The organism is Bacillus sp. YH3-2-B2 (assembly GCF_053663335.1).
Map to the genome: position 1 here is coordinate 113,384 of NZ_JBSJQE010000001.1, position 25,548 is coordinate 138,931.

The following is a 25,548-nucleotide window of genomic DNA, read 5'->3' on the forward strand; positions in this document are numbered from 1 at the left end:
ACAGAAGCCGGAAAGCTCCTGTTATCTGTGGAATAAAATCAGCTTTCCGGCTTCATTTACCAAGCGGTGAGTACTGTTCTCAAGCTTTTTTTCCTTTAACAAAGCCTCTCCGGCGGCCTTCGCCTCCGCCTCATTATCTGCTTCGATCCGTTCATCCAGCATCGTTTCTCCCGACGCATGGAATGCGGTCAATACATATTGTCCCATCATGTCACCCCCTTTATAGAATGATATTCTGATAAAGAATTTAAAATCCTCCATTAATTTTTACCCATTATTAGTATATAATGGGTCAAGGAAGGAGTTGGATTCGTGCTTACAATTGAAAATGTAACGAAAACATTCGGCAGCTTTACCGCTGTTGACAATTTGAACCTGCAAATACCTGAAAGGGAAATGTTCGGGCTGCTCGGCGCAAACGGCGCGGGAAAAACGACGACCTTTCGGATGATTTTAGGTCTTTTAAGCCTGACTGACGGGCATATCACCTGGAAAGGGAAGCCGGTCAATTATTCCATCAGTGAAAAAATCGGCTATCTCCCGGAAGAGCGGGGGCTGTATCCGAAAGTAAAGGTGAGTGACCAGCTTGTCTATCTGGCGAGATTAAAAGGAATGAGCAAAAAAGAAGCGGAAAAAGAGCTCATGACATGGCTCGAACGCTTCGGCATTACAGATTACAAGAATAAGAAAGTCGAAGAGCTGTCAAAAGGAAACCAGCAGAAAATCCAGTTTATTTCGGCCGTCCTGCATAAGCCTGAACTGCTGATTCTCGATGAACCTTTCAGCGGTCTTGATCCGGTGAATGTCGAGCTGCTGAAAGAAGCGGTTATTTCTTTGAAAAACAGCGGCGTTTCCATCGTTTTTTCAAGCCACCGAATGGAGCATGTGGAAGAACTTTGTGAGAATTTGTGCATTCTCCAGAAGGGAAAACCCGTCGTTCAAGGCAATCTGAAAGACATTAAGCGGTCTTTCGGCAAAAAAAATGTCACCGTTCATTCAGATGATGACCTCAGCTTTTTAAAAACGCATGAAGGTGTCGTGAAATGGAAGGAAACAAATGACGGAATCAGACTGCAGGTTGCGAATGAACCGGTTTCTCAGGATATTTTCCGGGCGCTGCAAGGGAAAGGTTTTATACGGAAGTTCGAATTGGAAGAGCCGTCACTGCATGATATTTTTATAGAAAAGGTGGGGGCCGTATATGAATAAATTTTGGATTATGCTGTTTCATACATATAAAAACAAAATCGCGACAAAGTCATTCATTATTTCGACCGCCATTACCGTTTTATTAGTATTAGCGGTGACCAACCTGCAATCGATTATTTCCGTGTTTCAATCGGATGACGGCAAGCAGCAAATCGCGGTGATTGATGAAACGGGCGGGCTGTACCCGGCGTTTGCAAAACAGCTTAAAGCGGCGGATACAGACAATGATCTGCAGGCAATGGAGACGAAGGAGTCCGAAAAAGATGCCGTAAAGCGTGTCAAAGACGGTGAATGGGACGGACTGTTTATCATCAGACAAGATCAAAAAGGAACGATAACAGGAGCATACAAGGCGCTGACCATTTCCGATGAATCAGCGTATAAACTTCTCAAACAGGCTTTAACCCAGACAAAAACCGCTGTCGAAACCGCCAAGCTCGGCATTTCGGCAGAAAAAGTCAGCAGCCTCTACACTCCGCCGGAAGTCAGCAAAAGCGCGCTGGAAAAAGGGGCGAAATCTGAGGAAGAGCTCGGTCAGGTAATGGGGCTTGTCTACATCATGCTGTTTGTCATCTACTTTTCAGTCTTCATGTACGCAAGTATGATTGCGATGGAAGTGGCGACGGAAAAATCGTCCCGCGTCATGGAAATTTTAATTTCAAGCATGCCGCCGATTCAGCAGATGTTTGCCAAGCTGTTCGGTATCGCGCTCGTGGGGATCACACAGTTTGCGGTGCTGATTGCAGCGGGTTATTTCTCACTGAAGCTGAACCCTCAAAATGATGCGTCGTCGCCGATCAGTGCATTTCTTAATTTTACGGATGTTCCCGTCTCGACGATTGTCTATGCCGTCATTTTCTATTTGCTCGGCTATTTTCTTTACGCGACGCTTGCCGCGTTTCTCGGCAGTGTTGTCAGCCGGATAGAGGACGTGCAGCAGACGATTCAGCCGATGATTTTTTTAATCATGGCAGGTTTTATGATCGCCATGTTCGGCCTCGGCAATCCTGACGCCGGTTTTATTACCGTTACCTCTTATATACCGTTTTTCACGCCGATGATTATGTTTTTGCGTGTCGGGATGCTTGATATCCCGTTTTGGCAGGCTGCGGCCGGAATCGCCCTGACACTGCTCACTATCGTGATCTTTGCGGCGGTCGGCGCGAAAATTTACAAAGGCGGCGTTTTGATTTACGGAAACGCCGGCGGATTCAAAGCGATCAAACAAGCGCTGCGCATCTCCAAAAAATAAGTGAAACAGCCCGGAACAGCCGGGCTGTTTTTTTATTTTGCAGAACGTGCATTCGTATAAAAACGGTGCTAAAATAAGGGTAATTCAATTTGCAGAAAGGGGAGGGCGAGATGGCTGATCTGACGTTTATTCATGCCGCTGACCTGCATCTGGACAGCCCGTTTTACGGCATTTCGAATCTGCCTGAACCGGTATATGCGCGTATTAAAGAAAGCACATTTCACAGCGTCCGCCGTCTGACGGACGGGGCACTGCGGGAGCAGGCAGATTTCGTGCTGCTTTCGGGGGATCTGTTTGACGAAGCCAACAGAAGTTTAAAAGCCCAGCTGTTTTTGAGAAAACAGTTTACGAGATTACAGGAAGCGGATATCCAAGTGTTCGTCATATTCGGCAACCATGATCATTTGGGCGGTAAGTGGACGCCGATTGAATGGCCGGAAAATGTACATATATTCACCTCGGGTACACCGGAGGAAAAATCTTTCTTTAAAAACGGAGAGCTTGCGGCAAGCATATACGGATGCAGCTATCAGGAAAGAAGCGTAACGGTCAATCAGGCGGCCCGTTACCGGAAAATGACCGGCGCGCCTTATCATATCGGCATGCTCCACGGCATGTTATCAGGAGCGGAAGGGCATGACCCGTACTGCCCGTTTACGAAAGAAGACCTTGAAAAAAGCGGCATGGATTACTGGGCGCTCGGACACATTCATAAACGGCAGGTTCTGTCCGCCCAGCATCCCGCCGCTATTTACCCCGGGAATATTCAAGCCCGGCATTTAAAAGAAACCGGGCCTAAGGGATACTATCTCGTCCGGGCGGCAAACGGTGAGATGTCTTGGGAATTCAAAGAAGCGCATGATGTGTTATGGGAGGAAATTGATCTTGATATCTCCGGAGCTGAACATATGACTTCACTTCTGAAAGCCGCATCGGATACATTCTCCGGCTTGCGCGCGGCGGGCCGCCCGGCATGTGTCAGGCTGGTGCTTCGCGGCGCGGCGCCCCGCTTTTGGACGGAGGCGCCCGCAGGCATCGCAGAGGACTTTCTTTCCGCTTTACAGGAGGAAGAGGCCGAAGAGGAATGTTTCGTCTGGCCGCTCGCGCTTGAGGATCGGACGGATGATACAGACAGCGTGCCGCACGATCCGTTTTTTAAAGGGCTGCTTCAGGATATAGAACAATGCGCAGACATGAGCGGTGTATTTGAAGCCCTTGAGCGTCATCCCGTATATCGGCGTCAGATCACTTCATTTACAGATGAAGAGATACTGGATATTAAGCGGCAGGCTCAAGCCGTTTTAAGACGCCAGATGAAGGAGATTCAGCGATGAAAATAACGGCGATGCATATTTACCAATACGGAAAATTTTCCGACCGAAGTTTTCAGCTGTCAGATTCTCCCGTGCAAGTGATCTACGGATTAAATGAAGCGGGCAAAACGACATTGATGTCCTTTATCAAAAGCGTGCTGTTCGGTTTTCCGAAATCAAAAAAATACGAACCGAAAAACGGCGGGGTTTACGGCGGCACTGTGGAATTGAAGCATGTCGATCACGGTGCCGTCAAAATCGAACGGACAAAAGGCGCTGCCGAAAAAGTCAGAGTGTATACGGCTTCAGGCGAAATCAAGGACGGAGAATGGCTCAAACAGCTTCTCTCCGATACAGACCGGGCGCTGTACGAAGCGATCTATTCGTTCGATGTATTCGGACTGCAGGAGATTCAAGCTTTTAACCGGGACAAAATCGGCGAGTTTCTCCTGTATTCGAGCTTATTCGGGTCGGAAGCGGCGGCAAAGCTTGACGGGCGGCTGGCAAAAGAACTTGACAGGATGTATAAGCCGAACGGGCGGAACCCCCGCTTAAATCAGGAGTTGGATACATTAAAGCGGCTCAGCGCCCAGCTGAAACAGGCGGAAGCTGCGGAAGCGGGCTATCACAGCCTTCTGGAAGAGAAAAAAAGCGCCGGCGGCCGTTTGCAGGATGCTGAAGCACGATTGAAAGACATAACTGAAGAAATCAAAACAGTAAAATCGGCGATAGAAGCAAAGCCGCTCGCAGACAAAAAAACAGCCTTGGAAAGCGAACTTTCTTCTTATCCGGAAGCATTGAAGCAATTCCCGAAGGACGGGATGCATCAGCTTGAAAAATACGAATCGCATCTCCATCCGAAAGCGGCCCGTCTTGAGGGACTTCGGGCAAAAGCGGCTGAACTCAGGCGGCAGGCTGAGCTGCTCGCTCCAAATGAGGACTTGCTGCAAACAGAGCGGCAGCTGCAGGAGCTTTCCGGCGAGCAGCATATGTACGAATCGCGCGGTGAACAGCTTGCCGCCATCCAATCACAGATCCGGCAGACATCTGCCCGCGTTTCGTCAGGATTGCAGCAGCTCGGAAGACATGAGGAAGACGGCATTCTTTCACTGAACACCGATTATGAATATGAATGGCGGCTGCAGGAAGCCGTGCAGAGCGCCGGACAGGCAAGAGAAAGAAAGACACAGCTTGATGCGATTTTCGAACAAGCGCGGCTGGAGCTGGAAGAAGCCGAACGAAAACATGCCTTGACGGCGGAAAACATTTTGGACCCCGCTGTCAGGAAAGAAAAAGAAGCCGCTTTACAATCATATAAGCAAACAGCTGATACAGAAGGAAACGAATGGCAGGCACATATACAGCAGCTGGAAAAACAGCGCGTCAAACAAAAAAAGCTCTTTCTCGGTGCGGGCATTCTATTCATTGCGATTTTCGCTATGTTAAAGGAATGGCTGCCCGCCGCCCTTTTTACCGGCGCTCTGCTGCTGTATATGCTGTCCGGCATGCAAAAACCGCTGCCGTCAGAAAGAGGAGGGGCAGGTCACAAGAAAAAGAAGCCGACGATCTCCAAAGAAGCGGCTGATCTTCTGCAGGAAGAGCTTTGGCGTGACGGCCGGCACCGGCAGCAGCTGATTGCGGATCAAGCCGTGCTTGAACAGAAAGAAGCGGCATATGAAAGAGTCATCCGCCAATATGAAGAATGGGAGGCGGAAATGGCGCCGTCTGAAAAACAGGCGGAACTTTTTATGAAGGAACTGGGGTTTTCAGGAAGTCCTTCCCATCTTCTTGACGCATATCATGTGATGAAAGATGTCAAAAAAGAAATCCTTAACAAGCATGAGCTGACCATTGAAGCGGGCCGGCTGCAAAAGCTGCAAAGAGCATTTGAGGACCGGGTCAAAAAGCTGAGTCCTTCAGACGGAAGGGAGCTGTCCGTAAAAGAAAGACTGCGCGTTTTGCTGGCGCAGGCGGAACGGGCCCGTGAGGAAGCAAAACGAAAGCAGGCGCTCGAAACGGATCTGCTGCATGCACAAGAGCAAATGCGTGAATTAAATGAAGAAGTTCATTACTACGAACAGCAGGTCAAACAGCTTTTCATGGCGGCAGGCGCAAAAAACCGAGAACACTTTTGTGAACTCGCCAGGCTGAATGAAAGCCGCCGGGAAACAGAGCGGCAGCTGCGCGAAATCAAAACGCACTTGTCCGGCATAGGCGGAAAACAGCTTGAGCCGTATATGAGCCGCACAGTGTCCGAACTTGAACATACAGTCGTTCAGAAGGAAACAGAGAAAAAAACGCTTGAGGAAAAAAGCGCGCAGCTCCGTGAGAAAACCGCTTTATTAACGGTGAAACAAGAGCAGCTGGAGTCCTCGGGGCTTGTATCCGATTTAAAACAGCAGACAGAAATGCAGAAGGAGCGCGTGAAAAAAACCGCTAAAGTGTGGGCCGCATTACAGACGGTCAGACACATCATCAGGGAAAAAATGGAGCGGCATAAAAAAGTGACGCTTCCCCGTCTGTTAGAAACCGCCGGTGCATTATACGGACCGCTTACGGACGGACGCTATAACAAATTGTATTTCTCCGAGGCGGATGATTCCATTATGGTCATGCGGAAAGACGGAACGGTGTTTTCTGCTGGCGAACTCTCACAGGCGGCATGCGAGCAGCTTTATGCGGCGATCCGTTTTGCCCTTGCGTCAGAGAGAGAATCTGCGGTATCATTGCCGTTTTTACTTGATGACAGTTTTGTCCATTTTGACAGGCAGCGGCTGCAGCGGCTGTTTGATGTGCTGAATCAGCTCTCAGAAGGCGGGCGGCAGATACTTTATTTCACCTGCCATGAGCATGTCAGCCGGTCTTTTCACAGCGGACAAGTCATGCGGCTCCTGTCATAAAAGAGTTTATTTTCAAAAAAGAGGTATGTGCTATACTGGTATTATGTAAGATATGGAGGGAGCTTTTAATAGAATGGCAAAAGGTATTATGCTGCACGAGGTCGGCGAGCAGGTCGATCAGTACTTTCTGATTAAATCTTCGACTAAAGGAATCGCAAGCAACGGAAAACCATTCCTGACGTTAATGCTGCAGGACCAATCAGGAGATATCGAAGCGAAGCTGTGGGATGCCAAACCGACTGATGAAGTAACGTACGCGGCGCAGACGATCGTGAAGGTGATCGGAGATGTCCATCACTATCGCGGACGAAACCAGCTTAAGCTGAGAAACATCCGGCCGGCCGGCGAGAACGAAAATGTCAGTATTGATGATTTTCTGGAAACGGCGCCGATTCCGAAAAATGAAATGATGGAAACCGTCACTCAATACATTTTTGAAATGAAAAATCCAAACATCCAGCGGATCACAAGACATCTGGTCAAAAAATATGCGGCGGAGTTTATGGATTACCCGGCGGCGGCTAAAAACCACCATGAGTTCGTCTCCGGGCTCGCGTATCATGTAGTGTCCATGCTGAACCTGGCAAAAGCGATTGCCGATCTGTATCCGTCTCTTGACCGGGATTTACTGTATGCCGGAGTCATTCTGCATGATCTCGGCAAAGTAAAAGAGCTTTCAGGCCCCGTCTCCACGACGTACACCGTGGAAGGGAATCTGCTCGGGCACATTTCGATCATGGTGACAGAGCTTTCAAAAGCGGCCGAAGAGCTTCAGATTGACGCTGAAGAAGTGCTGATTCTGAAGCATTTGATTTTAAGCCATCACGGAAAAGCGGAATGGGGAAGCCCGAAACCGCCGATGGTGAAAGAAGCGGAAATTCTGCACTACATTGACAATCTGGATGCAAAAATGATCATGATGGACAGAGCGCTGGAACGGGTGAAGCCGGGCGAATACACAGAGCGTGTATTTGCGCTTGAAAACCGTTCTTTCTACAAACCGACGTTCCATCAATAAGATAAAAAGGCCGATTCTCTATGATCGGTCTTTTTTACGTTCAGCTCTCATAACTTGTCTTTATCAAGCATAGCTTAGAATAAAGACTCTTGGTGAAAAAGGGAGGAAACCGACGTGCTATTTTTTCCTTGGTGGGTATACCTTTGCATTATCGGAATTATTTTCAGCGCCTATAAGCTTTTCACAACAGCTAAAGAAGAGGAAAAGCTTGACCAGTCGTTTATTGAAAAAGAAGGAAGGGTGTATATTGAACGGATGGAACAGGAACGCGAGCGCCGTATGGCGGCGCCCGCAGGTGAAAACGCGGATGCAGAAGAAAACTCCAATCATTCCATCGCATAAAAAAACTGTGCGGCTCGCCGAGAGCCCGCACAGTTTTTTTATTTAGATTCAGAAGAAGTTGAAGTGTTAAACGTGTCTTTTAAGTCTTTGTCTTCCACTTTTACGTCAGCTTTTTTCATGACTTTTTGAATTGCCGCCTGTACAGCTGAGTTGTCGTTTAATTTCTGTTTAAGAACTTCTTCTTTCAGTTCTTTTTTCATGTCATCATATTTGCCGCGTTCTTCTGTCTTTTTGATGATATGATAACCGAATTTTGTTTTGACCGGATCGCTGACTTGTCCGACTTTCAGACCGAATGCAGCTTTGCTGAATGTTTCATCCATTGACTTTTTATCGAACCAGCCAAGGTCGCCGCCGTTGTCTTTTGAGTTGTCAGTTGAATATTCTTTCGCAAGCGTTTCAAACTTCTCGCCTTTTTTCAGCTTTTTCTCCACTTCGTCAGCTGTCTTTTTGTCAGCGACAAGGATGTGGCTCGCACGGATTTTACCTTTTAAGCCGTCGTAATATTCTTTCGTATCAGCGTCAGTCACTTTGATGTTGTCTTTCGCCGCTTTTTGTGCAAGCAGTTCGTACTTCACCTGATCTTTCAGGTAATCTTCGCCGTACTGCTGTTTAAGGGCGCTGTACTGATCGCCGAGCTGCGTTTTGTACTCTTTCAGCTTGTTATCGATTTCTTTATCCGATACTTTGTATTTTTTTGCTAATACTTTTTCTTGTACGAGCTGTGTCAGCACACTTGCGCCCGCGGTTTTTTTCATATTCGTGTAGAGCTCGCCTTTTGTTACATTTCCGGCATCCGTCTTGGCAATCACGTCGTTGTCGCCGCTGCTGCAAGCGCTGAGAGCCAGGACGCTCGTTGCCGTAATAGCTGCTATCGCGATTTTCTTCATTCCTTTAAACACTCCTAATCATCCAAATTAAATTGCATATGCGTATCATAACATATTGTGGCTTTCTGTAAAAAGATTTTAAATAAAGGGCATTCGTCTAGTCAAACTTTTTCCTGATACATACAAATATATTGATCATGAAAAGGAGGTAATGAACCATGGGCGGAGGATATTCAAACGGTTTCGCACTGCTCGTAGTACTGTTCATATTGCTTATCATCGTAGGTGCAGCTTACATTTGTTAAGCGAAACGGATCGCTTTTTCTAAAAGCGGTCCGTTTTCTTACCCGGGCGCCTAATCGTTTCAGAAGTAAATTGCATATGATGTAATTGGAAAAATAAAACGTTTTGTAGGAGGTGCTTTTGGAGATGGGTGAAGTATTTGCAGGCGGTTTTGCATTATTGGTTGTTCTGTTCATCTTATTGATCATCATCGGCGCTTCTTGGCTTTATTAAGAAAAAAATATGGCTGTCGGGGGTCAGACCTCCGTCAGCCATATTTTTTTGCCTGTTTACACAGTAAAGGAGATCTCGACGAATGAAGAGATCAGTAAAATTAAAATAGATACATTAATAAAACGGAATACCTTATCCTGCCGGTCTTCAGGAATCTCTCTGACAAGGCATAATGTATTTGTGAGCCTGTTTATGAAATAAAGAATAAACAGGGCAGCCACGATAAAATAGAATAAAATGATGGGAGATTCCCCCTCTCTCTGAACTGCTCCCATATTACATTACCAAATATTTATTAAAAAAGATAGAATGTAACCTGAAAAATCAGCGGGATATCAAGACTCCGGCACTTTTTTTACTAATATATCAAAACCGTCGGATTCCTGGTCAATCAGACATGATTTGGGCGCTTTGACCAGGTGCAGCGCAAACAGAAGATCAGGCAGGCAATAACCCGCATGAATGCTCGAAATCATATAAAAGTAATGAGCGTGTCTCGGAAATGCCAGTCCGGCATAAAACAATAACGGCGTAATGAATAAAAACGGGCTGATCGTAGAAATCAGCATCGTCGTTTTCGGTATGCCTTTCCAAGTCGGCATCCGCAAGAAGTACATTTTCATTTCCTTTTTTCTTTTTTTACAGATCATCGGCAGGACATGTATGACTTTATGTACAAATAAAGTAACAACGAGCAGAACACAAAAAGCAAACACGTGCCCGTCACTTAAACTGATATTCGGACGCAGCAGCCCGAATGCCAAGAAGTTGCATATAAAAAACAGGATCATAAAACCTACAGCAGTCAATAATAAACGAACCGCACCATAATCTTTGATCAGATTAATGGTTTTCCAGCAATTCATCAGAGTCATCCTTCCGTACAAAGATGGAATACAATCTCAAAATAATTTACTCTCTTCAGGAGAAAAAATCAATCCTTTTTTAAAGAAAAAAAATAACCCCGGAAAGGGAAGAACAGAAGAGCTCGGTGAAACATGGAAATGTACGGTTTAACCTTTCTTCTCTATTCATTATCAGCTAAAATAAGATTAAAGATAGAAAGAAGTGAAACGGATGGATTCAATGGATCAGCGTATCGGGCGTTTAGAATATTACATACAATTGCTGGTGAAAACGGTGGATATGGATAAGTACCCTTTTTATGCGATGATGATTGAAAAAGGGCTGACCGAAGAAGAAGGAGAAGAGGTCGGGCGGATCTGCCGCGAATTGGAGGACGAGCTGGAGTCGCAAAAAGCGCAAGGCTTTGTGACGTTTGACAAGCTCCTTGCACTTTTTGCGGGACAGCTGAACGAAAAATTAGATGTTCATGAAACGATTTTTGCTCTGTATGAGCAGGGGCTTTATACAGCGCTGATGGAAGAATTTATTGAGATTATGAAGCACTTTGATTAACTGTTGATCGGTTCCAGCTCTTCAGCCGTTTCATGGACAGCCGATTCGTCCGTTTTTTTCTTCAGCCTTCCGTCTTCACTATCAAAATCATTGTTTATGTTTGTCAATGATTTCTCGAATATCTCCATAAAATCTTCGCCGTAAATGTGGCGGATGACACAGGTTAATTCTTCAACTTCCGGAAACTTCCCGAATAAGTGGTAGATCGGCTGTGAGCCTTTAAACACCGCGTTTCTCGACGGGTCAAACTCCTCAAGCAGGCTTTCGAATACATTTTCCCCTTCTTCTGTTAACTGAATGTACGTGTTCCGTTTATCATTCAGCCGCTTGGAAAATTTCAGATATCCCCGTTCTTCAAGCTTTTTTGAAAAGTTAAATGCAGTTGATACGTGCATAACGCCGAATTTGGCGATTTCTGAAATAGAAGCTCCTTTAAGCTGATAGGCAATCCATAATATATGATGCTCATTAATATTAAGGTCGTACGGCTTCAGCCAGTTCTGCCAGTCTTTCTCGATAGATTTCCAGAGCGCTTTGGACAGCTGCGCCATTTTTTGGGTATAGATTAAAGCTTCTTTTAGATCGTAAGGCGGTTCAACACGATTCAATACAGATCACCTGCTTCACATTTTCTTTTCCTCTATTATGCCAATAAAATAAAGATTAATAAAGATGAAAATTTAAGAATTTTATAATAAATTCTTCATCCGTTGCTGGGAAAGGCTTTAAACCGCAAAAAAAAGTGCGGAACGCAATATGTCCGCACTTTTTTTGGTTGTATAGGATATTAGTTTTGTAAGGTTTTCTCCAGCTGTCTGATTTTCTCTTCAATATCAGCGATTTCCTTTTGGAGATCCTGCTGGTGCGGCTTGATTTCCTCCTGCCACCTTTTAATGCTGGTCTGAAGCTCTCCGCCTACGTCTTTAATGACTTCTGCGCTTTCTTTCGCTGTTTGGACAAGCTGGTCTTTAAGCGCCATTCCGTCTTTTTTTAACCGTTTGATTGTGTCCTCAATTGAATTGCAATTTGCTTTGATTTTGCCCCGCAGCTCTTTTCCGGATGAAGGAGCCGAAAGTAACACCGCTGCGCCTCCGATCAATCCGCCTACGAAAAGGCCTGTTAAAAGGGAACGTCCGTCAGCCATTTGAAATCACCCCGTTTTTTTTCTCATAACTTTTATCATTTTTGTTCAGAAGAATAAACTTCTATACATAGCTTGCTTTATTTTAGCATATTTTTTAAGGGAAAAGGAGGGAGAAGGTTGTCTGTCTTTATGATTGTTTTATCTTGTATGGCTCTTGTCTTTGCGGCGGGCGCCGTTTATTACCTGAAACTGCTCGGCCAGGCCGCTTCTTATCCGCCGAAGCGGGTCGTCCGCCAAAAGGCCATCGTCTGCTCAGCAGGAACCGCCCTCGCATTGTTCCTTATCTTTTTCACAAAACTTCTCGTATAAAACATGCTGAAACACATTAAAAAACCTCTTCCGGCCGGAAGAGGTTTCGGTATGCGGTTATTTCACCGTTTCAATCATATTGGACCGTTTTAAGATCGTCTGCACAATCGGATGCATAATGATAATGGCGATCGCATTCAGCGCAGCCGCCGGAAGGACGACCGCGAGCACCAAGGCGGTGAATCCGCCCGGCAGGCCGACAATCAGAAGGGCCAGCGCCAGAAAGAGCAAACCGGAGATGAAGGTGCCGGCTATTGTAATGACGGCGGCGGCCGCTGTTTTCACGCTCTTTTTCACCAAAAGCGCCAGCGCGAGAAACAGAAACGCCGTTACCGGTTTTTCAATGATATTCGGAAGCTGTCCGCCCGGAAAAGATGTCGTGAGTGCGGAAATGATTCCCGTTACAATCCCGATCATCAGCACGTTCTGCACACGGGGGAATAACAGAATACCCATAAACATCATCACAAGCATCATATCGGGTTTCATTCCGAATAATACCGGCGGCATAATGGAATGAAGCACCGCTCCGATTGCCGCAAACAGGGCCATAATGACTAATTCTTTTGTTTTCATACTAAGCTCTCCTCTGCTAAGCTTTTTCGCCATCCAATAATATGCTCGTCATTTATTGCGATGGCCGCAAAAATTGATATGCAAACAGTATATCAAAGGAACTGTTATGTTAGAAGAAATTTATTCGTTTTCCTGCTGGAACTTTTTCATAAACTGAGCCAGTTTTTCACAATCAGCCAGGCTGACGGCGTTGTAGATAGACGCCCTGCATCCTCCGACTGAGCGGTGGCCTCCGAGTCCGGTCATGTTAGCCGCTTTCGCTTCTTCAACGAATTTTTTCGTGAGACTGCTGTCGCGGAGGGTGAATGTGACGTTCATGTAAGAACGGCTGTCTTTTGCGGCATGCCCCGCGTAAAACCCGCCGCTTGCGTCGATTGTGCCGTACAGGACGTCGGCCTTTTCCTGATTGCGCCGTTCAGCCGCTTCGACACCTCCGTTTTCAGCCAGCCATTCAAGGACGAGGCTCAGCATATAAATCGCAAATGTAGGCGGCGTATTATACAGTGAATCGGCTTTTGTATGAGTGGAGTATTTCAAAATTTTAGGGACGTTGGCGTTTTCGTTTTCAAGCCATGATTTTTTCATGATGACGACCGTGACGCCGGACGGACCGAGGTTTTTCTGGGCGCCGCCATAGATGACATCAAACGTTTTGACATCAATTTTTCTGCTCAGGATGTCGCTTGACATGTCGGCTACGAGCGGGATCGGTGAATTCGGGAACTCTTTCCACTGCGTTCCGAAAATCGTGTTATTGGACGTAAGATGCAGGTAGGCGCCGTCTTTGATTCCTGTGAGGTCCGCTTCCGGTATATGGTTGTGGTTTGAATCTGCGCTTGTTGCCGTGACGGATGTGTTTCCGAACAGTTTCGCCTCGGCGAGTGCTTTTTCAGACCATGCGCCCGTTACGATGAAGTGAGCCGTTTGCTCCGGTGTTAAAAAGTTCATCGGCAGCATGGAGAATTGAAGGCTTGCGCCGCCTTGAAGAAATAAAATATCATAATCGTCGGGAATATCCATCAGTTCTTTCAGAAGGCTTTTTGCTTTTTGATGCACCGCATCATATTCTTTGCTCCGGTGGGACAGCTCCATGACGGACATGCCGGTGTCATTGAAGTTGACAAATTCTTTCTGTGCTTTTTGCAGCACATCCAGTGGAAGGGCTGCGGGTCCTGCATTGAAATTCGTTGTACGTTCCATGTTTACGATCTCTCCCTGTTTTCCGCTTTAGTGTAAGAAATAATACAATTATCCTATCACAATTTTTTGATTTTTTTGATATGAAAAAATATAATTTTATGTTTTTTGTGTTGCCGGACGCAAAAAAACCTCATCTTTAAGATGAGGCAAGCCGTTTTCTGACGGTTGAAGCGATCTCCTGAAGATCGTCAGGCGCATAGTCTTCGGCGTGGGTCTTCCAGACAGCCCCGAAACCGTCGCCTTTTCCGTAACGCGGAATGATATGCATGTGAAAATGGAACACCGATTGGCCCGCTTTTTCACCGTTGTTATTGAGAATATTCAGCCCGATCGGCTCGAATTCATCGCGGATGGCGCGTGCGATTTTCGGCACCGCTTCAAAATATTCTTTAGAAAGCTCAGGCGTAAACTCGTACACGTTTTCGATATGTGTTTTCGGGATCACGAGCGTATGGCCTTTTGTGACCTGGCTGATATCAAGAAACGCCACAACATGTTCATTTTCGTATACTTTTGAAGACGGAATGTCACCGGCAATGATTTTGCAGAAAATACAATCGTCCGCTTTGTGCATAGATGGGTTTCCTCCCTGAAAAGAAATATATGTATATTCTCATCGTACCACAAAAACGGCCAAAACAAAAAACAGGATGAACGGCTGCGCGTTCACCCTGATGCAGAAGTACGAGCTTTATCACAGAAAATTAAATATGCCTTTTGTAAGCACCTCATTTGTTTTTAAAATGAAGACTTATGGGTCTGCTTAATCATTCCTGGGACAAACACCTCATTTGATTATTTCATCATGAATGAAGAACATCATCAAAGCAGTGTGTGAAGAAATTGTAAGCACAGGACATGTTGATTTTCATCCAACTGTTCTAAGACGTCTTTTATAAACACCTCATTTTCAGTTGATTAAAGCTGTTTCCTTCTACATACATTATGATGTCCGCCAAAACGATAACTATGCACGCTTTTCACGTGAGAAAAAAAGGGAATCGTTTCAAATCAGACTTTATTTTTGGTACTATGAAGAAAAACGAATCAGAAGGGGAGAAATTATGTCTCTGCTATCGGTAAAAGACTTAACCGGCGGTTATACGAGAAACCCGGTCTTAAAAAATGTTTCATTCACCCTTGAGCCGAACCAGATTGTCGGACTCATCGGATTAAACGGCGCGGGCAAAAGCACGACGATCCGGCATATTATCGGATTAATGGACCCGCATAAAGGCTCGATCGAGCTGAACGGCAAGACGTTTTCGGAGGATAAGGAAAGCTACCGCTCGCAATTTACGTACATCCCCGAAACGCCGGTGCTGTATGAAGAACTGACGCTCAAAGAGCATCTGGAGCTGACGGCCATGGCGTACGGCCTTTCCAAAGAAACGCTTGAAAAAAGGCTTCCTCCGCTTCTGAAAGAATTCAGAATGGAAAAAAGGCTGAAATGGTTTCCCGCTCACTTTTCCAAAGGGATGAAGCAGAAGGTCATGATCATGTGCGCGTTTCTCGCGGAGCCTTCGCTTTATATCATTGACGAGCCGTTCCTCGGCCTTGACCCGCTTGCGATCAATGCATTGCTGGAGCGGATGGACGCCGCGAAAAAAGCCGGATCAAGCGTGCTGATGTCAACCCATATCCTGGCTACGGCAGAGCGCTACTGTGATGCTTTCATTATTTTACATAACGGCGAAGTGCGGGCAAGCGGCACACTGGAAGAACTGAGAGAGCAGTTCGGCATGAAAGACGCAGCTCTTGATGACTTGTATATTGAACTGACGAAGGAAGACGCCGGCCATGAATAATATGTCTACTATTTGGCAGTCCCGGCTTGAAGAGCATATAAAGGAAACCAGAATGTATATGAAATATATGCTCAATGATCATCTCGTCATTGTGCTGATCTTTTTTATTGCCGGCGCGGCGAGCTGGTACAGCAAGTGGGTCAAAGACATTCCCGTTCATTTTCCCTCATTTTGGGTGATGGCGGTGCTCTTTTCATTTGTGCTGACCGGTTCATACGTCCGGACGCTGTTAAAGGAAGCGGACCTCGTGTTTCTGCTGCCGCTTGAACCGAAAATGGGGACATACTTTAAGCATTCATTTAAGTACAGCTATCTGTCACAGCTGTTTCCGCTTATTGCTCTGTCGCTTGTATGCATGCCTCTGTTTTTCGCTGTAAGTCCGGGGGCGTCGCTTGCGTCGTATGCCGCAGTATTTATTCAGATGCTGGCGGTAAAAGCGTGGAATCAGGCCATGGAGTGGCGGATGACGTTTATGAATGACAGAAGCATGAAAATGATGGATGCGGTCATACGCTTTATCTGCAATATGCTGCTTTTATACTTCGTCTTACAGTCGTTTTATGTGTACGCTGCCGCCGTCTACATTGTGATGGCCGGCCTTTATGTGTATTTCACATCGGCCGCAAAACATAAATCATTAAAATGGGAAGCTCATATTGAATATGAATTAAGAAGGAAGCAGCGGTTTTACAGAATCGCCAATCTGTTTACCGATGTGCCTCACCTGAAAAAACAGGCAAAACGCCGGGCGTATCTCGACTTTTTGCTCAGAATGATTCCGTTTGAGCAGCGGAAAACGTTCTCCTATATGTATGCGCGGGCCTTTCTGCGTTCAAATGATTATCTCGGCATTCAGGTCAGGCTCACGATTATTTTTATCCTGATTATTATGCTCGTTTCCGCCAATCCGTGGATCACGGCGGCGTTAACCGTATTTACCGTCTTTATTACGGGAATACAGCTTCTTCCGCTGTTCGGGCATTTTCATCATCTTTCTCTGCAGGAGCTTTACCCGGTCAATCAGAAAGCGAAGCTGCAAAGTTTCTTTTCGCTGATGAAATCGGCATTAACCGTGCAGGCGCTGCTGTTCTGTGCAGCGTCAGCCTATGCCGCGGGAGTCAGCGGGGCGCTGTATGCGGCCGTTGCTTCAGCCGTTCTGATTTTTGTGATCATGCCTTCGTATATGGGCGGAAGATTGAAAAAGTACGGCAAGCTGTAATCAATCGGGTTTTTGAAACCTCAATGAAAGAAGGAGACACAGATGACCGACGATCAGCAGCTGATACAGGAAGCACTGCAATGGAAAGCGCGTTTTTTGCGCAAGGATTCCATGCTTGAACGCTTTTCTAAAGGAATGCAGGCGAAAATAAATGAGCGGATTCCCGATAAAATTCATGCCGTCATCACAGAAAGCATCAAAAAAATGACCGAAGCAACAATGGCGGGTTCAAATCTGGTGAAAAGCAAGCGGGATACAAACGGTATGACGCTTGCTGAAAAAGATGCCCTCGCCAGACAAACCATCGCATCGTACCAAAAGGTCGCTGCAGCCGAAGGTATCGGTACGGGGGCCGGCGGAATTTTTTTAGGGATGGCTGATTTTCCTTTGCTGCTATCCATTAAAATGAAATGTCTGTTCGATCTTGCCTCCATTTACGGCTATGATGTGAAAGACGGGGATGAGCGATTGTTCTTGCTGTTTATTTTTCAGCTGGCTTTCTCAAGCGGTGAACAGCGGAAACGCATATACTCAATGATTGAACAGTGGGATTCGAAAAAGCATGATGTCGATTGGAGAGTTTTTCAGCAGGAATACCGCGATTATCTGGACGTGGTGAAATTGTTTCAGCTTTTGCCGGTCGTCGGAGCCGCCGTGGGCGGAGCGGCCAATTATAAACTGCTGTCACAGCTCGGTGAGACGGCAAGGCACGTTTTTCATTTAAGAATCACAACAGCCGGTACGTAATGTACCGGCTGTTTTTTATGTCAGCAGGGGTAGCTTACCGCGGCGCCGATAAGCACCTTGGCGGCCGTCAGCATCGCTTTTTCATTAAAATCAAATTTCGGGTGGTGATGAGGATAAATGGTTTCCGCGTTTTCTAAAGCGGCGCCCGTAAAGAAAAAAGCGCCTTTTGTATGCTGCAGATAATAGGAAAAATCCTCTCCCGCCATCTGCGGCTCTCCTTCAACGACTTTCGTAACGCCGTCTGTTTCCGCTGCGGCTGCCGCCGCGTGCGCCGCTTCCTCAGGATGATTGACGACGGCGGGATAGCCGCGTTTGAAACGATATTCATAGGAAGCGGAGTGCATGGAGCAGATTCCTTTTACGACGGCTTCTATTTCTGCTTCGAGCAGGCTGCGCACACTTTCGTCAAATGAGCGGACGGTGCCTGATATGACTGCCTGATCGGCAATCGCATTAAACGGATTTTCAGCGGTGAACGAGCCGGCTGAGATGACGGCCGGCTGCACCGGATTTACCCGCCGGCTGACGATATGCTGAAGAGCCGTGACGATTTGTGAGCCGATTAAAACGGCGTCTTTCGTATCGTGAGGGATCGCACCGTGGCCGCCTTTGCCGATGACTTTAATCGTAAAGCCGTCAGCGGCGGCCATTACTGGGCCCGGGCGGCATAAGACCGTTCCGACGGGTTCAGTCGCCCATAGGTGTGTGCCGAAAATGGCATCGACATGTTCGAGGCAGCCGTCCTCAATCATTGCTTTTGCTCCGCCGGGAGATAATTCCTCAGCGTGCTGGTGGATCATCACAAATGACCCTTTCAGTTTTTCCCGGTTGCGGTACAGCACTTTTCCGGCCGCGAGGAGAGCCGCCGTATGGCCGTCATGCCCGCAGGCGTGCATGACGCCGGGAATTTGTGAAGCATAGGGCACATCTTTTTCATCCTGTATCGGCAAAGCGTCAAAATCAGCTCTGAGTGCCACGACCGGTCCCGGTTCACCGCCTTCAATACAGGCTGTGACACCGTTGCCCCCGACATTCGTCCGGATGGGGACGCCGAGCTTTTCATAAAATGAGGCGATGAACGCCGGTGTTTTTTTCTCCTTAAAGGATGGCTCGGGATTCATGTGAAGGTGACGCCTGATTTCAACCATTTCCTCATACAGCCCGTCAAGCTGAGCGTTTAAGCTTTTTTGAAGTGTCGTTAACGTCAAAAGCGATGCCCCCTCGTCTGCTTTTCCCATGATTGTATAGAAAATGTCAGAAGATTTCAATCTTTTTGCTACGGGAGAATGATGATGGCGGCGATCGTCGTGACGATAAGTCCGGCCGCAACCGGGATAAAGTTTTTCCTGGCAAGCTCAAACGGGTCAACTTTACAAATAGCCGCAGCGGGAATCAGTGCCCAAGGGACCAATGTTCCGCCCCCGACCCAGATCGCTGAAATCTGGCCCAGCGCCGTTAAAACGGCCGGGTCCGTATGAAGCGCGGCAGAAAACAGCTTTGCCATCGAGCCTGCAAGAGATATACCGGAAAACCCAGACCCGTCGAGCCCGGTAATCGCACCGACTGCGGCCAGTGCGATGCCGGCGAATTCTCCGGACATCGGAAAAGAATGGGACAGGGCCAGTCCGAGGTCATTGACGATCCCCGCAGACCCTTTCGGCAGCGGGGTGTTCAAAATATTTTTAAACCCCGCGTCACCGAGATAAAAGAAGGCCGCGATCGGAATGACGGGGCCGAATACTTTAAAGCCGAATTGAAAACCGCCGATAAAATACTCGGTGATCTTTTCTAAATGCCGCTCTTTATATACAATGAAATGAATGATCAGGAGAATGCCGATCGCGGTTCCTCCGACGAGTGCCGTCGCATCGTTTCCTTGGAGGCGGTATACGATCATGCAGATAATATCGGCGAGAAAAACAAGCGGAATGAAAACCGCCAGGATCACCCTGAGTTTTTTCGGCAGATACATACTTGTGTCCAAAGAACCGGAGCTGTCCAAGGAGAGGGGGGCCTTCGTTTTTTTTCGATCCCGCATGATGAGGAAGAAAGCGGTGATTGTCGTCGTTAACCCCATGATCAAAACGAGCGGAATACTTGCCTGCATGACATCGCTCACGGGAATGCCCGCGGCGTCGGCCGTTAATTTCGGGGCCGCCTGAATGACGTAATCGCCCGATAAAGCGAATCCGTGGCCGAACAGGTTCATCGCCATAGCCGCGGCAATCGGAGAAAGGCCCGCCCGGATCGCTGCGGGAAGCAGCACAGCGCCGATCAGCGCCACCCCGGGTGACGGCCAGAAAAAAAGAGAGATGGCAAACATCAGACAGCCGATAACCCAATACGCGACAGCCGGCCCTTTCATCAGCTTTGCAAACGGAGAAATCATCGCTTCATTAATACCGGTTTTGGTCAAAATGCCGCTCATCGCCACGATAAAACAAATGATGAAAATCGTCGGCAGCAATTCTCCGGCGGCATACGTAAAGCTGTGAAACAGGCTGCTGACCGAAGCGGAGAATGAATGCGTCGTCCATAGCGCAATCACAAAAATGCCGGCGAGTGAAATAAAGGTTGTATCTTTTCTGAGAAGCATAAAAACGATAATGGCCGCGATAAAAGCAACATAAAGCAGATGTACCGAGTAGACGCCGATCCCCAATTGAACCACTCCGTTTATAAATAGGATTGCTACAGGGTATTCATAGGCGGGCGGAAGGTGCAAAGAAGGATGCGTAAAATCGGGACATCAAAAAAGCCGGAGAATCTCCGGCGGTTTTCAGTCTATTGCGTAATAAGCGGTTACATAAGACGGACGGGAAAAAATAGACGTCGTGTCGATACCGGCAGATGTTCCGCGTTTTTTATGAGCTTCCTGATAAGAGTTTGACTGCTGCCAATCCTGAAAGGCTTTTTCCTCTTCCCACAGGGTCAAAATGACATACGTATCGCCTTCGAGCGGTCTTAATACGCGGATGGCTTTAAAACCGGGTTCATTTTCCACTTTGCCGGCGCGGTTTTTAAACCGGTTTTCAAACAGCGGACGGCCTTCCTGGGTAACGGCGATGTTGTTGAGGACGGCGTAGCCCGGATTTTTGATTTCCCCGACGCTGTCGATGCTTTCATAGGAATGGGGCGCCTGAAAAACGGTTTCTCCATTTGTTTCATGAATTAAAACCGCATTATCCTCCCCTTGCATCAGCACCATATTCTCACTCGGGTGTTTCTTGGCAATCGTCTTTAAAAAATCGGCTGTCCCGTATGTAATATAAACCTTCATATCAGCCACCTCCTGCTTGCTAGTATATCAAAAGAGTGGTATAAGTTTCTATTGGCGACTCATTCTGACATAATTCGAAACAATATTTCCCATACTACAAGTTAAGAAAGGCGAGGTGACTTATGCTGAAAAAGAAAAAAAGATTCTTTATTCCGGCTGTAATTGCGGCGGCAACCGCTTTTCTCGCGTTAATCGGATACATTATCATTATATTTCTCGGCCATTATGTCATCGATGAAAAGAAATTAATACTGCATGCATCTTCAAAAATCGTCGATCAAAACGGTGATGAAATCGCGAGCCTCTATACGGAAAATCGCGAGCCGGTATCCATTCAGCAGGTTCCGGAAGATGTGAGAGATGCCTTTATCGCCGTTGAAGATAAACGGTTTTACGAACATCACGGCATTGATGTGAAGTCTGTCGGCCGGGCGGTGTTCCGGGATGTTTTGGCAGGCGGCAAGGTGGAGGGCGGAAGCACGATCACCCAGCAGCTGGCGAAAAACATTTTTCTGACTCATGATAAAACATTTTTGCGCAAGACGAAGGAAGTCATTATCGCCATCAATCTTGAGCGTGATTACAGCAAGGACAAGCTGCTTGAAATGTACCTGAACCAGCTTTATTTCGGCCATGGCGTTTACGGCATTCAAGCCGCGTCCCACTACTACTTTAATAAAGAAGTAAAAGATTTAACCGTTGCAGAAGGAGCCGTTCTGGCAGCGATCCCGAAGGCGCCATCTCTTTATTCGCCGATTCAGCATCCGGATAAAAATAAAGAACGCCGCGATACGATTCTTGCAATGATGAACGATCAAGGCTATATCAGCGCCAAGGAAGCCGTCAGAGCCCAGGGCCGGACATTGGGGCTTAATGTCAAGAAAACATCAGAAACGCCTTGGTTTGACAGTTATATCGATCTTGTCATCAAGGAGGCGGAAGACCGTTATTCGATGTCAGGAGAACAGCTGCTTCAAGGCGGCTATACGATCCGGACGTCACTTGATTCCAAGCTGCAGAAAACGGCATATACCCTGATGAAGGAAAGCGGCTATTTTCCGGGGACGGATCAGGCGGCAGAGGGAAGCGCCGTCTTTATTGATAATAAAACCGGAGGCGTGCGCGCGGCGGTCGGCGGACGCGACTATGTGGCAAAAGGATACAACAGGGTTACGGCGAAGCGGCAGCCGGGCTCAACGTTTAAGCCGATTGCCGTATACGGGCCCGCCATGCAGGAAGACAAGTTCAAACCGTATTCGCTTCTCCAAGACAAACTGACGTCCTACGACGGGTATGAACCGAAAAATTATGACGGACAGTACAAGGGGGAAGTGACGATGCAGGACGCGATCACTTACAGCATAAATGCGCCCGCTGTCTGGACATTGAAGCAGATCGGCGTGGATACGGGAAAATCGTATCTTGAGAAAAACGGCATGAACATTTCTGACAACGGACTCGCGATTGCGTTGGGCGGTCTGTCTGAAGGCGTCACTCCGCTTCAGCTTGCCGGAGCTTATCATACCTTTGCGGCAAACGGAATGTATACGAAGCCATTTTTTATAGAGAACATCACAGACGAAGACGGAGAAACGTTATCCGGGCCTAAAAATGGCAAAACGCGCGTCTTCAGCGGACAGACGACATGGAATATGACGAGAATGCTTCAGCAGGTTGTAAAAGAAGGAACCGCTTCACAAGGCAGCTATCAAGGCGACCTGGCGGGGAAAACCGGCACGACCACATTTACCGGCATCCCCGGCGCGACAAAGGACGCCTGGTTTGCGGGATACACTCCCGGACTGACGGGAGCCGTCTGGATGGGCTATGACAAAACGGATAAAACCCATTACCTGAAAGGCGGCAGCCAATACCCGGTCAGACTTTTTAAAGATATCGTCACAAAAGCGGGTGAAAACGGCCGGACATTCAAAAAGCCTGAAAATGTGAAGGAACTGGGCAGCCCGATTGAGCTGGAGGCGGTAAAATCCCTGTCGGCCCGTTATACATTTAAGGCGATGGGACTGATTACGGTTCAATTAAAATGGGATATTCAAAAGGATGATCGGGTTGTTTACCGAATATATGAGAAGAAAGACGGAAAAGACAAGCTTCTGGATTCGGTGAAAGGAAAAGGCAGCTTTGACATACCGTACGCCAATCTGTTTTCAGGGGCTTCATACAAAGTCGTTCCATTTAATTCGCAGACGAATCAAGAAGGAGAGGGAACGGAATACGTTCAGCCGAAGCTTTTTTCTTCTTAATCATGAATTCGGCGATTTTTTGAACATTAAGCCTCAATTCTATACCATTCAGAAAAAACAAGGTATAGTGTAATGGGCGAAGAACACGAACGTATGGTTGCAGGAGGAAAGGTGGAAATTCAGATGAGTAAACGAGAAGCGTTTAATGATACGTTTTTAAAAGCGGCACGGGGAGAAAAAACAAATCACGTCCCTGTCTGGTACATGAGACAGGCGGGGAGGTCTCAGCCGGAATACCGCAAGCTGAAAGAAAAGTACGGCTTAGTCGAAATTACGCATCAGCCCGAGCTGTGCGCGTATGTGACGAGGCTCCCGGTCGAGCAGTACGGAGTGGACGCTGCCATTTTATATAAAGATATTATGACGCCTCTTCCTTATATCGGAGTGGATGTTGAAATAAAAAACGGAATCGGCCCGGTGATCGATCAGCCGGTGCGCTCTGCTGCGGATATTGAAAAGCTCGGCGAACTGAATCCCGAACAGGATGTTCCTTACGTGCTGGAAACGATCCGATTACTCGTAAACGAACAGCTGAATGTTCCGCTCATCGGTTTTTCGGGAGCGCCTTTTACGCTGGCCAGTTATATGATTGAAGGCGGGCCTTCTAAAAATTACAACAAAACAAAAGCGTTTATGCACAGTATGCCGCAAGCGTGGCAAATGCTGATGGACAAGCTCGCGGACATGATTATCGTTTATGTAAAAGCGCAGATTCATGCCGGCGCAAAAGCCATTCAGATTTTTGATTCATGGGTCGGCGCGCTGAACCGCGAAGATTACCGGCAGTTTATAAAACCGGTGATGGACAGAATATTCCGGGAGCTTTCAGCAGAGCAAGTTCCGCTGATCATGTTCGGCGTAGGCGCAAGCCACCTGGCCGGGGATTGGCATGACCTTCCTCTTGATGTCGTCGGTCTTGATTGGAGACTCGGCATAGATGACGCCAGAAAACAAGGCATTACAAAAACGGTTCAGGGCAATCTTGATCCGTCGCTTCTTCTTGCGCCTTGGGAAGTCATCGAGAAAAAAGCGAAAGCGATACTTGATCAAGGCATGAAAACGGACGGGTTTATTTTCAATTTAGGTCACGGCGTATTCCCTGATGTCAATCCGGCAACGCTGAAAAAGCTGACGGCGTTTGTACATGAATATTCCGCGGCCAAAAAAACGGAACAATCTTCCTGAGCAGATCGTTGGTTATAAGAAGATTTTCCTGTCAAAATCAAGGTAGACAGACCATCAAAAGAGGTGTTTAACAAAATGAGCAGCAAAAAGAAAATGGGACTTCTCGTCATGGCTTACGGAACGCCTTACAAAGAAGAGGACATAGAACGTTATTATACACATATCAGACGCGGAAGAAAGCCGGAGCCGCACATGCTTCAAGACTTAAAAGACAGATATGAAGCGATCGGAGGCATTTCTCCGCTGGCAAAAATCACGCAGGAGCAGGCGGAGAAGCTCGCACAGCGTTTAAATGAAATCCAGGACGACGTAACATTCAAAGTGTACATCGGATTAAAACATATTGAACCGTTTATTGAAGACGCGGTGGCGGACATGCATAAAGACGGCATTACAGAAGCTGTCAGCCTTGTGCTCGCCCCTCATTTTTCAACATTCAGCGTCCAGTCATACAACAAACGCGCGAAAGAAGAAGCGGAGAAGCTCGGCGGTTTGACCATCAAGTCTGTTGAAAGCTGGTATGATGAACCGAAATTCGTTGATTATTGGGTCGGCCAGGTGAAGAAAACGTATGAATCAATGCCGAAAGAAGAACGGGATGACGCGATGCTGATCGTCTCAGCGCACAGCCTTCCTGAAAAAATTAAAGAATACGGCGATCCGTATCCTGACCAGCTGGAGGAATCCGCAAAACTGATTGCCGAAGGCGCCGGAATTACCGATTACGCAGTCGGCTGGCAAAGCGAAGGGAACACCCCTGATCCGTGGCTCGGGCCGGATGTGCAGGATCTCACGCGCGAGCTGTATCAAAAGCATCCTTATAAAGCATTTGTATACGTGCCCGCAGGCTTCGTTGCCGATCATTTAGAGGTGCTTTACGATAATGATTATGAATGCAAAGCTGTGACCGAAGAAGTCGGCGCAAGCTACTATCGTCCGGCCATGCCGAACGCACAGCCTGAATTTATCGACGCGCTTGCAGCGGTCGTGCTGAAAGAGCTGGACAAGTAGAATTAA

28 protein-coding genes are annotated in these 25,548 nt (G+C 47.2%); 16 read left to right on the forward strand and 12 right to left on the reverse strand.

Annotation, left to right across the window (positions count from 1 at the left end):
* Positions 1 to 21 precede the first annotated feature (21 nt).
* Positions 22 to 207: a YhzD family protein gene (locus ACWJJX_RS00665; RefSeq protein ID WP_071392043.1), complete on the reverse strand. Its 186-nt coding sequence runs from the start codon at positions 205 to 207 to the stop codon at positions 22 to 24.
* Between the two features lie 105 nt (positions 208 to 312).
* On the opposite strand from ACWJJX_RS00665, the gene ACWJJX_RS00670 reads away from it, so the two are divergent.
* The 6 genes from ACWJJX_RS00670 to ACWJJX_RS00695 all read left to right on the forward strand — a co-directional run bounded on the left by ACWJJX_RS00670 (position 313) and on the right by ACWJJX_RS00695 (position 8,034).
* A complete protein-coding gene (locus tag ACWJJX_RS00670; protein ID WP_003155257.1) occupies positions 313 to 1,209 on the forward strand; it encodes an ABC transporter ATP-binding protein in 897 nt (298 codons plus the stop codon).
* Entirely contained in the window at positions 1,202 to 2,461 is a 1,260-nt protein-coding gene (locus ACWJJX_RS00675) for an ABC transporter permease (RefSeq protein WP_070082698.1), read from the forward strand. The genes ACWJJX_RS00670 and ACWJJX_RS00675 overlap by 8 nt, the downstream gene beginning before the upstream one ends.
* Positions 2,462 to 2,571: 110 nt before the next feature.
* The gene (locus tag ACWJJX_RS00680) at positions 2,572 to 3,795 is read left to right on the forward strand and encodes a metallophosphoesterase family protein (RefSeq protein WP_172614567.1); all 1,224 of its coding nucleotides are present in this window, start codon (positions 2,572 to 2,574) and stop codon (positions 3,793 to 3,795) included.
* Positions 3,792 to 6,674, forward strand: a complete 2,883-nt coding sequence (locus ACWJJX_RS00685; RefSeq protein WP_454022653.1) for an AAA family ATPase — start codon at positions 3,792 to 3,794, stop codon at positions 6,672 to 6,674. Before ACWJJX_RS00680 ends, ACWJJX_RS00685 begins: the two co-directional genes overlap by 4 nt.
* A 73-nt stretch (positions 6,675 to 6,747) precedes the next feature.
* Entirely contained in the window at positions 6,748 to 7,692 is a 945-nt protein-coding gene (yhaM, locus tag ACWJJX_RS00690; RefSeq protein ID WP_003155251.1) for a 3'-5' exoribonuclease YhaM, read from the forward strand.
* Between the two features lie 114 nt (positions 7,693 to 7,806).
* A complete protein-coding gene (locus ACWJJX_RS00695) occupies positions 7,807 to 8,034 on the forward strand; it encodes a sporulation YhaL family protein (RefSeq protein ID WP_454022654.1) in 228 nt (75 codons plus the stop codon).
* Between the two features lie 38 nt (positions 8,035 to 8,072).
* Here the strand turns inward: ACWJJX_RS00695 and ACWJJX_RS00700 are convergent, their stop codons facing one another.
* Entirely contained in the window at positions 8,073 to 8,924 is an 852-nt protein-coding gene (locus tag ACWJJX_RS00700; protein ID WP_003155249.1) for a peptidylprolyl isomerase, read from the reverse strand.
* 158 nt (positions 8,925 to 9,082) lie between these two features.
* Here ACWJJX_RS00700 and yhzE1 point away from each other — a divergent pair, with 158 nt between their 5' ends.
* Positions 9,083 to 9,169 carry a sporulation protein YhzE1 gene (gene yhzE1 / locus ACWJJX_RS00705; protein WP_017417375.1) on the forward strand — a complete coding sequence of 29 codons (87 nt, stop codon included), beginning with the start codon at positions 9,083 to 9,085 and terminating at the stop codon, positions 9,167 to 9,169.
* Between the two features lie 124 nt (positions 9,170 to 9,293).
* Positions 9,294 to 9,380: a sporulation protein YhzE2 gene (gene yhzE2 / locus ACWJJX_RS00710; protein WP_003155248.1), complete on the forward strand. Its 87-nt coding sequence runs from the start codon at positions 9,294 to 9,296 to the stop codon at positions 9,378 to 9,380.
* 56 nt (positions 9,381 to 9,436) lie between these two features.
* Here yhzE2 and ACWJJX_RS00715 read toward each other — a convergent pair whose 3' ends face one another.
* Positions 9,437 to 9,655: a hypothetical protein gene (locus tag ACWJJX_RS00715; protein ID WP_003155245.1), complete on the reverse strand. Its 219-nt coding sequence runs from the start codon at positions 9,653 to 9,655 to the stop codon at positions 9,437 to 9,439.
* A gap of 60 nt (positions 9,656 to 9,715) precedes the next feature.
* Positions 9,716 to 10,246, reverse strand: coding sequence for a DUF3267 domain-containing protein (locus ACWJJX_RS00720; RefSeq protein ID WP_007409225.1), 531 nt, complete (start codon positions 10,244 to 10,246; stop codon positions 9,716 to 9,718).
* A gap of 211 nt (positions 10,247 to 10,457) precedes the next feature.
* Between ACWJJX_RS00720 and ACWJJX_RS00725 the strand changes: the two genes are divergently transcribed.
* Entirely contained in the window at positions 10,458 to 10,799 is a 342-nt protein-coding gene (locus ACWJJX_RS00725; protein ID WP_003155243.1) for a YhaI family protein, read from the forward strand.
* Here ACWJJX_RS00725 and ACWJJX_RS00730 read toward each other — a convergent pair.
* Together ACWJJX_RS00730 and ACWJJX_RS00735 are read right to left on the reverse strand one after the other, a co-directional pair.
* A complete protein-coding gene (locus ACWJJX_RS00730; RefSeq protein WP_003155240.1) occupies positions 10,796 to 11,407 on the reverse strand; it encodes an HTH-type transcriptional regulator Hpr in 612 nt (203 codons plus the stop codon). The two genes, ACWJJX_RS00725 and ACWJJX_RS00730, sit on opposite strands and share 4 nt — an antisense overlap.
* A gap of 179 nt (positions 11,408 to 11,586) precedes the next feature.
* Positions 11,587 to 11,943 (reverse strand): YtxH domain-containing protein, encoded by a 357-nt coding sequence (locus tag ACWJJX_RS00735; RefSeq protein ID WP_007409224.1) that lies wholly within the window; start codon positions 11,941 to 11,943, stop codon positions 11,587 to 11,589.
* Positions 11,944 to 12,060: 117 nt separating this feature from the next.
* Between ACWJJX_RS00735 and ACWJJX_RS00740 the strand changes: the two genes are divergently transcribed.
* Positions 12,061 to 12,252 carry a hypothetical protein gene (locus tag ACWJJX_RS00740; RefSeq protein ID WP_007409223.1) on the forward strand — a complete coding sequence of 64 codons (192 nt, stop codon included), beginning with the start codon at positions 12,061 to 12,063 and terminating at the stop codon, positions 12,250 to 12,252.
* Between the two features lie 57 nt (positions 12,253 to 12,309).
* Here the strand turns inward: ACWJJX_RS00740 and ACWJJX_RS00745 are convergent, their stop codons facing one another.
* The 3 genes from ACWJJX_RS00745 to ACWJJX_RS00755 form a co-directional block, all read right to left on the reverse strand.
* Complete coding sequence (locus ACWJJX_RS00745) at positions 12,310 to 12,828, reverse strand: tryptophan transporter (RefSeq protein ID WP_003155234.1); 519 nt, start codon at positions 12,826 to 12,828, stop codon at positions 12,310 to 12,312.
* A 120-nt stretch (positions 12,829 to 12,948) separates the two neighbouring features.
* Entirely contained in the window at positions 12,949 to 14,028 is a 1,080-nt protein-coding gene (gene serC, locus ACWJJX_RS00750) for a 3-phosphoserine/phosphohydroxythreonine transaminase (RefSeq protein ID WP_454022655.1), read from the reverse strand.
* 136 nt (positions 14,029 to 14,164) lie between these two features.
* The gene (locus ACWJJX_RS00755; RefSeq protein ID WP_057080120.1) at positions 14,165 to 14,602 is read right to left on the reverse strand and encodes an HIT family protein; all 438 of its coding nucleotides are present in this window, start codon (positions 14,600 to 14,602) and stop codon (positions 14,165 to 14,167) included.
* Positions 14,603 to 15,092: 490 nt separating this feature from the next.
* Between ACWJJX_RS00755 and ecsA the strand changes: the two genes are divergently transcribed.
* Genes ecsA through ACWJJX_RS00770 form a run of 3 tightly spaced genes read left to right on the forward strand, consistent with a single transcriptional unit; the run spans position 15,093 to position 17,802 of the window.
* A complete protein-coding gene (ecsA, locus tag ACWJJX_RS00760) occupies positions 15,093 to 15,836 on the forward strand; it encodes an ABC transporter ATP-binding protein EcsA (protein WP_003155231.1) in 744 nt (247 codons plus the stop codon).
* Positions 15,829 to 17,055 carry an ABC transporter permease gene (locus tag ACWJJX_RS00765; protein WP_007409219.1) on the forward strand — a complete coding sequence of 409 codons (1,227 nt, stop codon included), beginning with the start codon at positions 15,829 to 15,831 and terminating at the stop codon, positions 17,053 to 17,055. The genes ecsA and ACWJJX_RS00765 overlap by 8 nt, the downstream gene beginning before the upstream one ends.
* A 42-nt stretch (positions 17,056 to 17,097) precedes the next feature.
* On the forward strand, positions 17,098 to 17,802 hold the full coding sequence (locus ACWJJX_RS00770; protein ID WP_454022656.1) for an EcsC family protein: 705 nt from the start codon (positions 17,098 to 17,100) through the stop codon (positions 17,800 to 17,802).
* A gap of 20 nt (positions 17,803 to 17,822) precedes the next feature.
* Here the strand turns inward: ACWJJX_RS00770 and ACWJJX_RS00775 are convergent, their stop codons facing one another.
* The 3 genes from ACWJJX_RS00775 to hmoB form a co-directional block, all read right to left on the reverse strand.
* Positions 17,823 to 19,010 (reverse strand): M20 family metallopeptidase, encoded by a 1,188-nt coding sequence (locus ACWJJX_RS00775; RefSeq protein ID WP_353407501.1) that lies wholly within the window; start codon positions 19,008 to 19,010, stop codon positions 17,823 to 17,825.
* Positions 19,011 to 19,078: 68 nt separating this feature from the next.
* A complete protein-coding gene (locus ACWJJX_RS00780) occupies positions 19,079 to 20,464 on the reverse strand; it encodes a hypothetical protein (protein ID WP_369614349.1) in 1,386 nt (461 codons plus the stop codon).
* Between the two features lie 117 nt (positions 20,465 to 20,581).
* Entirely contained in the window at positions 20,582 to 21,082 is a 501-nt protein-coding gene (hmoB, locus tag ACWJJX_RS00785) for a heme-degrading oxygenase HmoB (protein ID WP_003155224.1), read from the reverse strand.
* 122 nt (positions 21,083 to 21,204) lie between these two features.
* Between hmoB and ACWJJX_RS00790 the strand changes: the two genes are divergently transcribed.
* From ACWJJX_RS00790 to hemH, 3 genes are all read left to right on the forward strand, one after another.
* Positions 21,205 to 23,346: a transglycosylase domain-containing protein gene (locus ACWJJX_RS00790; protein ID WP_173612617.1), complete on the forward strand. Its 2,142-nt coding sequence runs from the start codon at positions 21,205 to 21,207 to the stop codon at positions 23,344 to 23,346.
* 123 nt (positions 23,347 to 23,469) lie between these two features.
* Entirely contained in the window at positions 23,470 to 24,531 is a 1,062-nt protein-coding gene (hemE, locus tag ACWJJX_RS00795) for a uroporphyrinogen decarboxylase (RefSeq protein WP_015388477.1), read from the forward strand.
* A 75-nt stretch (positions 24,532 to 24,606) separates the two neighbouring features.
* On the forward strand, positions 24,607 to 25,542 hold the full coding sequence (hemH, locus tag ACWJJX_RS00800; protein ID WP_003155221.1) for a ferrochelatase: 936 nt from the start codon (positions 24,607 to 24,609) through the stop codon (positions 25,540 to 25,542).
* The last annotated feature ends 6 nt before the right edge of the window (positions 25,543 to 25,548 follow it).

Bases quoted from the DNA above. Each gene is read 5' to 3' on its own strand.
- ACWJJX_RS00665 (WP_071392043.1), bottom strand. From the start codon at position 207: ATGGGACAATATGTATTGACCGCATTCCATGCGTCGGGAGAAACGATG.
- ACWJJX_RS00675 (WP_070082698.1), top strand. From the start codon at position 1,202: ATGAATAAATTTTGGATTATGCTGTTTCATACATATAAAAACAAAATC.
- ACWJJX_RS00680 (WP_172614567.1), top strand. From the start codon at position 2,572: ATGGCTGATCTGACGTTTATTCATGCCGCTGACCTGCATCTGGACAGC.
- ACWJJX_RS00685 (WP_454022653.1), top strand. From the start codon at position 3,792: ATGAAAATAACGGCGATGCATATTTACCAATACGGAAAATTTTCCGAC.
- yhaM (WP_003155251.1), top strand. From the start codon at position 6,748: ATGGCAAAAGGTATTATGCTGCACGAGGTCGGCGAGCAGGTCGATCAG.
- ACWJJX_RS00700 (WP_003155249.1), bottom strand. From the start codon at position 8,924: ATGAAGAAAATCGCGATAGCAGCTATTACGGCAACGAGCGTCCTGGCT.
- yhzE1 (WP_017417375.1), top strand. From the start codon at position 9,083: ATGGGCGGAGGATATTCAAACGGTTTCGCACTGCTCGTAGTACTGTTC.
- yhzE2 (WP_003155248.1), top strand. From the start codon at position 9,294: ATGGGTGAAGTATTTGCAGGCGGTTTTGCATTATTGGTTGTTCTGTTC.
- ACWJJX_RS00715 (WP_003155245.1), bottom strand. From the start codon at position 9,655: ATGGGAGCAGTTCAGAGAGAGGGGGAATCTCCCATCATTTTATTCTAT.
- ACWJJX_RS00720 (WP_007409225.1), bottom strand. From the start codon at position 10,246: ATGAATTGCTGGAAAACCATTAATCTGATCAAAGATTATGGTGCGGTT.
- ACWJJX_RS00725 (WP_003155243.1), top strand. From the start codon at position 10,458: ATGGATTCAATGGATCAGCGTATCGGGCGTTTAGAATATTACATACAA.
- ACWJJX_RS00735 (WP_007409224.1), bottom strand. From the start codon at position 11,943: ATGGCTGACGGACGTTCCCTTTTAACAGGCCTTTTCGTAGGCGGATTG.
- ACWJJX_RS00745 (WP_003155234.1), bottom strand. From the start codon at position 12,828: ATGAAAACAAAAGAATTAGTCATTATGGCCCTGTTTGCGGCAATCGGA.
- serC (WP_454022655.1), bottom strand. From the start codon at position 14,028: ATGGAACGTACAACGAATTTCAATGCAGGACCCGCAGCCCTTCCACTG.
- ACWJJX_RS00755 (WP_057080120.1), bottom strand. From the start codon at position 14,602: ATGCACAAAGCGGACGATTGTATTTTCTGCAAAATCATTGCCGGTGAC.
- ecsA (WP_003155231.1), top strand. From the start codon at position 15,093: ATGTCTCTGCTATCGGTAAAAGACTTAACCGGCGGTTATACGAGAAAC.
- ACWJJX_RS00765 (WP_007409219.1), top strand. From the start codon at position 15,829: ATGAATAATATGTCTACTATTTGGCAGTCCCGGCTTGAAGAGCATATA.
- ACWJJX_RS00770 (WP_454022656.1), top strand. From the start codon at position 17,098: ATGACCGACGATCAGCAGCTGATACAGGAAGCACTGCAATGGAAAGCG.
- hmoB (WP_003155224.1), bottom strand. From the start codon at position 21,082: ATGAAGGTTTATATTACATACGGGACAGCCGATTTTTTAAAGACGATT.
- ACWJJX_RS00790 (WP_173612617.1), top strand. From the start codon at position 21,205: ATGCTGAAAAAGAAAAAAAGATTCTTTATTCCGGCTGTAATTGCGGCG.
- hemE (WP_015388477.1), top strand. From the start codon at position 23,470: ATGAGTAAACGAGAAGCGTTTAATGATACGTTTTTAAAAGCGGCACGG.
- hemH (WP_003155221.1), top strand. From the start codon at position 24,607: ATGAGCAGCAAAAAGAAAATGGGACTTCTCGTCATGGCTTACGGAACG.